The organism is Streptacidiphilus melanogenes, from assembly GCF_000787835.1.
GTDB lineage: Bacteria > Actinomycetota > Actinomycetes > Streptomycetales > Streptomycetaceae > Streptacidiphilus > Streptacidiphilus melanogenes.
The window spans coordinates 423392-432548 of the sequence record NZ_BBPP01000001.1 but is presented as its reverse complement, the minus strand read 5'-3'; the positions used below and the strand labels follow the sequence as shown (position 1 = coordinate 432548).

Here is a 9157-nt window from a genome sequence, read left to right as displayed (position 1 = left end):
CCCCGGCCGCGAGCCCCACAGCCCGCGGAAATCCGCTCGAAGCGCGCGTCCAGCCGCCACTAGGCTGACGCGCGCTTCCTGCATTTCCGCAGGACAGCGTTGACATGGTTGGGGGTTGGCGGTGCAGGACACACAGTCATTCGGTATCTCGGACGAGGATTTCGCCACTTACGAGCGACTGGTCGGTCGCCTGTGCGCGCTGCCCCTCGCCGACGAACGCCGGAGGCAGGCGGAGCAGGTCGCGGCCTCGTTCGTCTGGCAGGGCCGCAACGGCCGCCGCCGGCAGGTGCGCGACGAGCAGAAGCTCGCGGACGCACGGCTGTCGGCCGCGACCGCGACCGGCGCGACCGACCGGTGCGAGGACGCGCCTTTGACGCTGCCGCAGAAACCCGGTCCTGTCGGGAAGTTCCACAAGCCCCGGTGCTGCTACGTCTGCAAGGAGCCGTACCGACAGGTCGACGGCTTCTACCACCTGCTCTGCCCCGCGTGCGCCAAGGACAACGCCGCGCGACGCGGCCTGACGACGGACCTGCGCGGACGGCGGGCGCTGCTGACCGGGGGCCGGGTCAAGATCGGGTTCCAGCTGGCGCTGATGATGCTGCGCGACGGCGCCGAGCTGATCGTCACCAGCCGCTTCCCGCACGACACCGTGCGGCGCTTCCAGGCCGTGCCGGGCAGCGAGGAGTGGCTGGACCGGTTGACCGTCGTCGGGATCGACCTGCGCGACCCGCGCCAGGTGCTCGGCTTCTGCGAGGAGCTGCGCGAGGACGGGCGCCCGTTGGACATCCTCGTCAACAACGCCGCGCAGACGCTGCGTCGGCCGCCGGAGTCCTACGCGCTGCTGGCTGCCGGTGAGTTGACGGCGCCGACGCCCACCCTGCGCGGGCAGGTGCGGTCGGCGCCGGGGTTCCGGCCGATGCCCGCTCTCACCCCGGCCTGGCCGACGGCGGAGCTGGAGGCGGTCGGCGGTCCGCTCCCGCAGGCGCGCGCCGACGCCCCGACGCGCCTTCAACCGGCGGACGAGGCGGGGCTGTTGCCGGACCTCGCGCCCGAGAACTCGTGGTCCGTGCGGCTCGGGGGGCTGGACCCGGCGGAGCTGCTGGAGACGCAGCTGGTCAACTCCGTCGCGCCGGCGCTGCTCTGCGACCGGCTGCTGCCGTTGCTGCTCGCCTCACCGCATCCCGCTCGCTACATCGTCAACGTCACGGCCGTGGAGGGCCGTTTCGCGGTCCGCAACAAGACCGCCAGGCACCCGCACACGAACATGGCCAAGGCCGCGCTCAACATGCTCACCCGCACCAGCGCGGAGGAGCTGGCGCGACAGGGCGTGCACATGTGCGCCGTGGACACCGGCTGGATCACCGACGAGAATCCGGCCCCGAAGAAGGCCTACGAGTCCGCGCGGGGCTTCCGCACACCGCTGGACGTCGTCGACGGGGCGGCCCGCGTCTACGACCCCATCGTGCGCGGCGAGGCCGGCCACCCGGTGTCCGGGGTGTTCCTCAAGGACTACCGGGTGGCCGACTGGTGACGGTGTCGCCGTCGGTGACTAGAGTGTCGCGGCCAGGCGCGTGCCCTGGTCGATGGCGCGCTTGGCGTCCAGTTCGGCGGCGATGTCCGCGCCGCCGATCAGGTGGGCCTTGACGCCGCGGTCGGCCAGTTCGGCGTGGAGCTCGCGGCGCGGCTCCTGGCCGGTGCACAGGACGACGGTGTCGACCTCGAGCAGGCGCTCCTCGCCGTCGACGGTGATGTGCAGGCCCGCGTCGTCGATGCGGCGGTAGGTCGCACCGGCGACGGTCTCGACGCCGCGGTGCTTGAGCTCCGTGCGGTGGATCCAGCCGGTGGTCTTGCCGAGCCCGGCGCCGGGCTTGCTGGTCTTGCGCTGAAGCAGCGTCACCCGGCGCGGGGAGGCGCTGCGGACGGGCTCGGTGAGGCCGCCCGGCGTGCGGTGCTCGGTGTCCACGCCCCACTGGGCGAAGAAGACGGCCGGGTCCAGGCTGGCCTGCCGGCCCGGGTCGGTAAGGAACTCCGCGACGTCGAAGCCGATGCCGCCCGCGCCGAGGACGGCGACGCGCTCGCCGACCGTCGCCGAGCCGTTCAGCACGTCGACGTAGCTGACGACGGCGGCGTGGTCCACGCCGTCGATCTCGGGCGTGCGCGGGGTGACCCCGGTCGCGAGGACGACCTCGTCGAAGCCGGCCTCGGTGAGCGTGTCGGCGTCGACGCGGGTCGACAGCTTCACCTCGACGCCCAACGCGTCGAGCTGGTGGCGGAAGTAGCGCAGCGTCTCGTCGAACTCCTCCTTGCCCGGCACCCGGCGGGCGAGGTTGAGCTGGCCGCCGACGGTGTCGGCGGCGTCGAAGAGGGTGACGGCGTGGCCGCGTTCGGCGGCGGAAACCGCGCAGGCCAGGCCCGCGGGGCCGGCGCCGACGACGGCGACGCGCTTGCGCAGCCGGGTCGGGGAGAGGACCAGCTCGGTCTCGTGGCAGGCACGCGGGTTGACCAGGCAGGAGGCGATCTTGAGGCTGAAGGTGTGGTCCAGGCAGGCCTGGTTGCAGCCGATGCAGGTGTTGATGCCCTGCGCGGCGCCCGCGGCGGCCTTGTTGACGAACTCCGGGTCGGCCAGCAGCGGCCGGGCCATGGAGACCATGTCGGCGACGCCGGAGGCGAGCAACTCCTCGGCCAGTTCCGGGGTGTTGATGCGGTTGCTGGTGACCAGCGGGACGGAGACCTCGCCCATCAGCTTCCTGGTCACCCAGGTGTAGGCGCCGCGCGGCACCGAGGTGGCGATGGTGGGGATGCGCGCCTCGTGCCAGCCGATGCCGGTGTTGATGATGGTCGCGCCGGCCGCCTCGACGGCCTTGCCGAGCTGGACGACCTCCTCGAAGGTCGAGCCGCCGGGGACCAGGTCCAGCATGGAGAGCCGGTAGACGATGATGAAGTCCGTGCCGACGCGCTCGCGGACGCGGCGCACGATCTCGACCGGGAAGCGCATCCGGTTCTCGTAGCTGCCGCCCCAGCGGTCGGTGCGGTGGTTGGTGGGAGCCGCGATGAACTCGTTGATCAGGTAGCCCTCGGAGCCCATGATCTCGACGCCGTCGTAGCCGGCGAGCTTGGCCAGCTCGGCACTGCGGGCGAAGTCCTCGATGGTCTGCTCGACCTCGGCATCGCTCAGCTCGTTGGGAACGAAGGGGCTGATCGGTGCCTGAAGGGGACTCGGGGCCACCAGCTGCGGGTGGTAGGCGTAGCGGCCGAAGTGGAGGATCTGCATCGCGATCTTCCCGCCCGCCGCGTGGACGGCGTCGGTGATGACGCGGTGCTCGGCCGCCTCCTCCTCGGTGCTCATCTTGGCGCCGCCCTCGAAGGGGCGTCCGGCGTCGTTCGGGGAGATGCCCCCGGTGACGATCAGGCCGACGCCGCCGCGGACGCGGGTGGCGTAGAACTCGGCCATCCGCGCGAAGCCGTCCGGCGCCTCCTCCAGGCCGACGTGCAGGGAGCCCATGAGCACCCGGTTCGGCAGGGTGGTGAAGCCCAGGTCGAGGGGGCTCAGCAGGTGGGGGTAGGCGGTCACGGCGTCTCCTCACACGCGTCCGGTATCGCCCACCAAAGTAGGGCCCGCGGGCACGGTTATGCAACAAGGTGCAAAACCACGCCCGCGAGACCTCGGTCACGTCCCCGCGCTGCGGCTCAGCCCTTGAGCAGCACCGGCAGGCTCTGGACGCTGTTGCTGACGAAGGAGGCGATCGGCGTCGTCTCCCCCGCGAGCTCCAGCGCCGGGAACCGGCCGTAGAGCTCGCGCAGCGCCACCTCCGCCTCCAGTCGCGCCAGCGGCGCGCCGAGGCAGAAGTGCAGGCCGTGGCCGAAGGAGAGGTGCCGGTTCGGGCTCCGGGTCGCGTCGAAGCGCTCCGCGTCCTCGTGCCGGCGCGGGTCGCGGCCCGCGGCGGCATAGGAGGCGAGGATGGCGTCGCCGCGCCGGATGACAACCCCACCGATCTCGATGTCGTCCAGCGCGAACCGCAGCGGGAAGTGCGCGACCGGCGAGTCCTGGCGCAGCGTCTCCTCGACCACGGCCGCCCACGTCACCGTGCCCGCCAGCGCGGCGTCGCGCTGCTGCGGGAAGGCCGACAGCGCGCGGACGGCGTTGGTGATCAGGTTGAGCGTGGTCGCGTGGCCCGCGATGAACATCAGCATCATCGTGCCCACGACCTCCTCCTCGCTCAGCCGGTCGTCGGCCTCGCGCGCGGCGAGCAGGTCGCTGGTCATGTCGTCGCCCGGATGCGCGCGGCGGTCCGCCGCCACCTGGCCGAGCAGCTCCACCAAGCCGCGCCGGGCGGCCACCGCCTCCTGTGGGGTGGCCGAGCTGCGCACCAGCGTTCCGGCGTGCCGGTGCAGCTCGTCGCGCAACTCCTCGGGTATTCCGAGGAGTTCGCCGATCACGCGCATCGGCAGCGGGTAGGCGAAGTGCTCGCGCAGGTCCACCGGACCGGGCGCGAGGCCGTCCAGCCGCTCCACCAACTCCGCGACGACGGCCTCGACATGGGGGCGCAGCGCCTCCACCCGGCGCGGGGTGAAGCCCTGGCTGACGAGGCTGCGCAGGCGCCGGTGGTCCTCACCGTCGGCGGAGGTCATGCCGGGGATGGTGACCATCCCGAGCAGCGGCCACCCCTCGGGGACCCGACCCTCCTGCAGCGCACGCCAGTTGCCCGGGTTCTTGCCCACCCGCTGGTCACCGAGGAGTGCCTGAAGCTCCTCGTGGCCGGTCACCGCCCAGGCGGTGAGGCCGCCGGGCAGCTCCACCAGGGCGACCGGCCCGCGCTCGCGCAGGGCCTCGTTCTCGCCGTGCTGGTCGATCCCATGGACGTCGAGCGGATAAGGCGGGTGCGGCGTGACGGTCATGGCGGTTCCCCCCGGGTCTGCGGACGTAGCGGTGTCGGTCGGTCACCGACCGTTCCCGATCATGGATCAACCGGCGACGCCTCGTCCACCGCCGCCCGGGGCCCTCCGCCGCCCGGCCGGCACCCGCCGTCCGTCCGGTCAGTCCCCGCGCACGGCCCGCAGCACGACGAACTTCGGATTCCCGGCCACCGTGCGGCAGTTGCCGAACAGCCGCTTCAACCGCACGTGGTAGCCCAGGTGTCGGTTGCCGACCACCCACAGCTCCCCGCCCGGCCGCAGCGCGCGCTTGGCGTCGGCGAACATGCGGTGGGCCGTGGCGTCCGTGGAGGCGTGGTAGCTGTGGAACGGCGGGTTGTTGAGGACCAGGTCCACGGAGCCAGGGGCCAGCCCGCTCGCGCCGTCGGCCACGAGGAACCGCGCCTTCGTGGCCGGGTCGGCGTTCGCACGGAACGTCTCCTCGGCGGAGGCGACCGCGCCGAAGGACTCGTCCACGAACGTCACCTCCGCGCCCGGCGCGGACAGCGCCGCCGCGAGGCCGAGCACGCCGTTGCCACAGCCGAGGTCCACGACCTGGTGACCGTCGGCGGGGACGGGCAGGTGCTCCAGGAAGAAGCGGGTGCCGATGTCCAGCCGCTCCGCCGAGAAGACGCCCGCATGGTTGGTGACGGTCCGTCCGGCCAGCAGAGCGCCCATGCCGGGGACGTCGGAGGGGAAGGGGTACCGCTGGGGCCACGGGTCCGCCGGGCGCGCGGCGAGGACCGCCGGGTCGGGCGTGCAGAAGATCAGGCGGGCCTTGCGCTGGGCGAGCGAGGTGCGCGTCGGGCCGAGAATGCGCTCGAACAACTCCAGCGTGGAGGTGTGGATCTCCTTGACCATGCCCGCCCCGACGACGACGGTCCCCGCGTGGACGGCGGGGGCGAGCCGCAGCAGCTGGTCCTCCAGCAGCGCCAGGCTCTTCGGGACCCGGACGAGCAGCACGTCCACCCGGGCCGGTGGCTCGTCCCGGCTGGAGAGCAGCCGGACGCCGTCCGCCGGGCGGCCGCCCCGCGCGAGGTTCTCCACGGTGGCCCGCTGCGCGAGATACGAGTCGGTGATCTGGACCGGTTCGTATGCGGCAAGTGCCGTGGTCAGGGCACCCCAGCGGTCCCCGAGGACCACCAGCCGCCCGCCTCCACCTGCGAGATCGTCGAGTGGGTCTTCAGCGGCAGCCAAGTGCTGCAGCAGATATTCGTCGGACGCGTCCCAAGCGCGCAGGCGGTCTCGAGGGTCGACCGGGTAGCGGACAAGATCGAGTCCGGCGCCGCCGGGCAGGGCGAAGTGGTTCATGGTCCTGCCAGTCTGCCCGATCCCGGCCCCCTGGATGTGCGAGCGCGTAACGTACGGCGTACGGTATGCGATGTCCACAAGATGAACAGGCGGGGGGAGCTCGACGTATGGCAGGCACCATGGCCCAGGGCGAGGTCGGCGACAGCGCCAGCCCTGCACCCCCATCCGCGCACCCCGACGAGCAGCACGAGCGACCGCCCGCGCAGCAGCACGGCCGGCCCACGCAGCCTTCCGCGCAGGCCGAAACCGACCGCCCCGGGCTGCTCGCCCGGGCCCGCCGGTGGAAGCCGCGCCAGTGGGGCCTGGAGCTGGTACTGCTCGTGTACGCAGCTTACGACGGCAGCCGCCTGCTCGTACACGGAAAGGAGTCGGTGGCCCGGAACCACGGCGAACTCCTGCTGCGCACCGAGCGACGCCTGCACGTGGAGCCCGAGCACTGGCTCAACCGCCTGTTCTCCGAGCACGCCTGGCTCGGCGTCCCCGCCGACTACATCTACGCGAGCCTCCACTACGCGGTCACCCCGCTCGTGCTGGTCTGGATCTTCCGCGGCCGCCGCGCCCACTACGCCTTCGCCCGGACCTGGCTGGTGCTGGCGACCGGCCTCGGGCTGATCGGTTTCGTGTTCTTCCCGACGGCTCCGCCGCGCCTGCTGAGCGACCCGGACGGGTTCCTCGATCTGATGGCCCAGCACGCCAACCTGGGCTGGTGGGGCGGCAGCGGCAGCGCGCCGAAGGGCCTCGGGGACATGACCAACGACTTCGCGGCGATGCCCAGCCTGCACTTCGGCTGGGCGCTCTGGTGCGGCCTGCTGATCTTCCGTCACGCACGCCGCCGCTGGGTTCGCGTGCTCGGCCTGCTCTACCCCGCGCTGATCATGGTCGTGGTGATGGGCACCGCCAACCACTACCTGCTCGACTGCGTCGCCGGCGGCCTGGTGGTCGTGGTCGGTCGCGTGCTGACCGGTCCGCTGCAGCGCCTGGCGGCGCGGCTGCGGCGCAGTCTCCACCGCGAGCCGCCGACGTCGGTGCCGGACTACCCGGTCACGCCGTCGCACGCGTCGCTGACCCCGGTTCCCGCCCCGGAGGCAGCTCCGGCCCCGCACCCGCAGGCACAGGAGTCCCACCGGATCGCCGCCCCGCGCCGGCCCGCGGACTGACCCCCGTCCGCTCCGCAGAATCCCTGCTCCGCCCGCGTCGGCCCCGTGAGAGGGTGATCCCGGCGGGGAGCGGACGCAGGGAGGGAGATCGGCCATGTCCACGGGGTCCACGGAATCCACCGGGTCCACGGACAGCGACGCCGCAGGCAGTACCGGCGGCGACGGCGGCACCGAGGCGACCGAGTCCACGCCGAACACACCCGACGCACCCGTCGCACCGAACTCCGCAGCGACGAAGGCGACGCCGCCGAAGCCGGCTGCCGCGGCGCCCGCCGCGGCCACCGCGACGCGCCGCCGCCTCGTGGTCGCCGCGCTGATGCTCTCGATGGCGCTTGTCGCCCTCGACTCCGCCTGCGTGTCGACCGCCGTACCGCAGATCGTCGGCGAACTCGGCGGCTTCAGCTTCTTCTCCTGGCTGTTCTCCGGCTACCTCCTCGCCGTCACCGTCACCCTGCCGATCTACGGCAAGCTGGCCGACGCCCGCGGACGCAAGCCGGTGCTGCTGGTCGGCTCCGCGCTCTTCCTGCTCGGCTCGCTGCTGTGCGCCGGAGCCTGGTCCATGGGCGCGCTCATCGCGTTCCGGGTGGTGCAGGGCCTCGGCGGCGGTGCGATCCAGGGGACGGTGCAGACCCTCGCCGCCGACCTCTACCCGCTGGAACGGCGGCCGAAGATCCAGGCGGCGCTCTCCACGGTGTGGGCCTCCTCCGCCGTCCTCGGCCCGGCGATCGGCGGACTGCTCGCGGGGTACGCCAGCTGGCGGTGGATCTTCCTGATCAACCTGCCCGTCGGCCTGGTCGCGCTCGTGCTGCTCAAGCGGCACCTGCGGGAGGCGCACGTCGTGCCGGGCAGCCGGTCGCGGATCGACTGGGCGGGCGCGCTGGGCCTCTTCGCCGCCACCGGCCTGCTGCTGTTCGCTCTGGTCCAGGGCGGCGTGGCCTGGCCGTGGCTGTCCGCGCCGAGCATGGCGGTGTTCGCCGGATCCGTCGTCGCGGGCGTGGTCACCTTCGTCCTGGAGCGCCGGGCCGAGGACCCGATCATGCCGGGCTGGGTCTGGCGCCGCCCCGTGATCGCCGGGGTCAACCTGGCGTTGGGCTGCCTGGGCGTGCTGATGATCGCCCCGATGGTCTTCCTGCCGACCTACGCGCAGTCCGTGCTCGGGCTCTCGCCCGTCGCGGCGGGATTCGTCCTCTCCGTCTGGACGCTCAGCTGGCCGACCTCCGCGGCGCTGTCCAACCGCCTCTACCGGCACATCGGCTTCCGCGACACCGCGCTGATCGGCTCCTGCGTCGGGACCGTGCTGCTGGCTGCCTTCCCCTTCCTCCCCTACCGCGGACCCGCCTGGGAGCCGGCGCTGCTGATGCTGCTGCTCGGGGCCGGGCTCGGCCTGTTCCAGCTGCCGCTGATCGTCGGCGTGCAGAGCAGCGTGCCCTGGCACGAGCGCGGCACGGCGACGGCCTCGGTGCTGTTCTGCCGCCAGGTCGGCCAGAGCGTCGGCGGCGTGCTCTTCGCCGTCATCGCCAACGCGACGCTGACCGACCGTCTGCACAGCGCACCGCCCGCGCTGCGCGGCGCGCTGCCGCAGGGCCTCGACAAGACCGCCTCCGCGCTGCTGCACGGCGGCAGCCTCGGCGGTGCGGCCACGGACTACCTGCGCCACGCCCTGGCGAGCGCGGTCGGGCACGTCTACCTCGGCGCGGCCGCGGCCGCCGCCCTGGCTGTGATCTTCCTCGCTACAGTGACGCCGAAGCGCTTCCCGACCGCCGAGGGGGACTGACGAG

The 9157-nt window shown here is 72.8% G+C and carries 6 protein-coding genes; 3 read left to right on the top strand and 3 right to left on the bottom strand.

Features of this window, described 5'->3' with window-relative positions; all coding sequences use genetic code 11:
* Positions 1-115 precede the first annotated feature (115 nt).
* The gene (locus TR49_RS01885; RefSeq protein WP_439654063.1) at positions 116-1531 is read left to right on the top strand and encodes an SDR family NAD(P)-dependent oxidoreductase; all 1416 of its coding nucleotides are present in this window, start codon (positions 116-118) and stop codon (positions 1529-1531) included.
* Between the two features lie 18 nt (positions 1532-1549).
* On the opposite strand, the gene TR49_RS01880 is transcribed toward TR49_RS01885, so the two are convergent.
* From TR49_RS01880 to TR49_RS01870, 3 genes are all read right to left on the bottom strand, one after another.
* Positions 1550-3571 (bottom strand): NADPH-dependent 2,4-dienoyl-CoA reductase, encoded by a 2022-nt coding sequence (locus TR49_RS01880; RefSeq protein WP_042376221.1) that lies wholly within the window; start codon positions 3569-3571, stop codon positions 1550-1552.
* A gap of 116 nt (positions 3572-3687) precedes the next feature.
* Positions 3688-4896, bottom strand: coding sequence for a cytochrome P450 family protein (locus tag TR49_RS01875; RefSeq protein ID WP_042376219.1), 1209 nt, complete (start codon positions 4894-4896; stop codon positions 3688-3690).
* 138 nt (positions 4897-5034) lie between these two features.
* A complete protein-coding gene (locus tag TR49_RS01870; RefSeq protein ID WP_042376218.1) occupies positions 5035-6222 on the bottom strand; it encodes a methyltransferase in 1188 nt (395 codons plus the stop codon).
* A gap of 107 nt (positions 6223-6329) precedes the next feature.
* Here TR49_RS01870 and TR49_RS01865 point away from each other — a divergent pair, with 107 nt between their 5' ends.
* Together TR49_RS01865 and TR49_RS01860 are read left to right on the top strand one after the other, a co-directional pair.
* Positions 6330-7379 carry a phosphatase PAP2 family protein gene (locus TR49_RS01865; RefSeq protein WP_052433898.1) on the top strand — a complete coding sequence of 350 codons (1050 nt, stop codon included), beginning with the start codon at positions 6330-6332 and terminating at the stop codon, positions 7377-7379.
* Positions 7380-7473: 94 nt separating this feature from the next.
* Positions 7474-9153, top strand: a complete 1680-nt coding sequence (locus TR49_RS01860) for an MFS transporter (RefSeq protein WP_052433896.1) — start codon at positions 7474-7476, stop codon at positions 9151-9153.
* Positions 9154-9157: the final 4 nt, after the last annotated feature.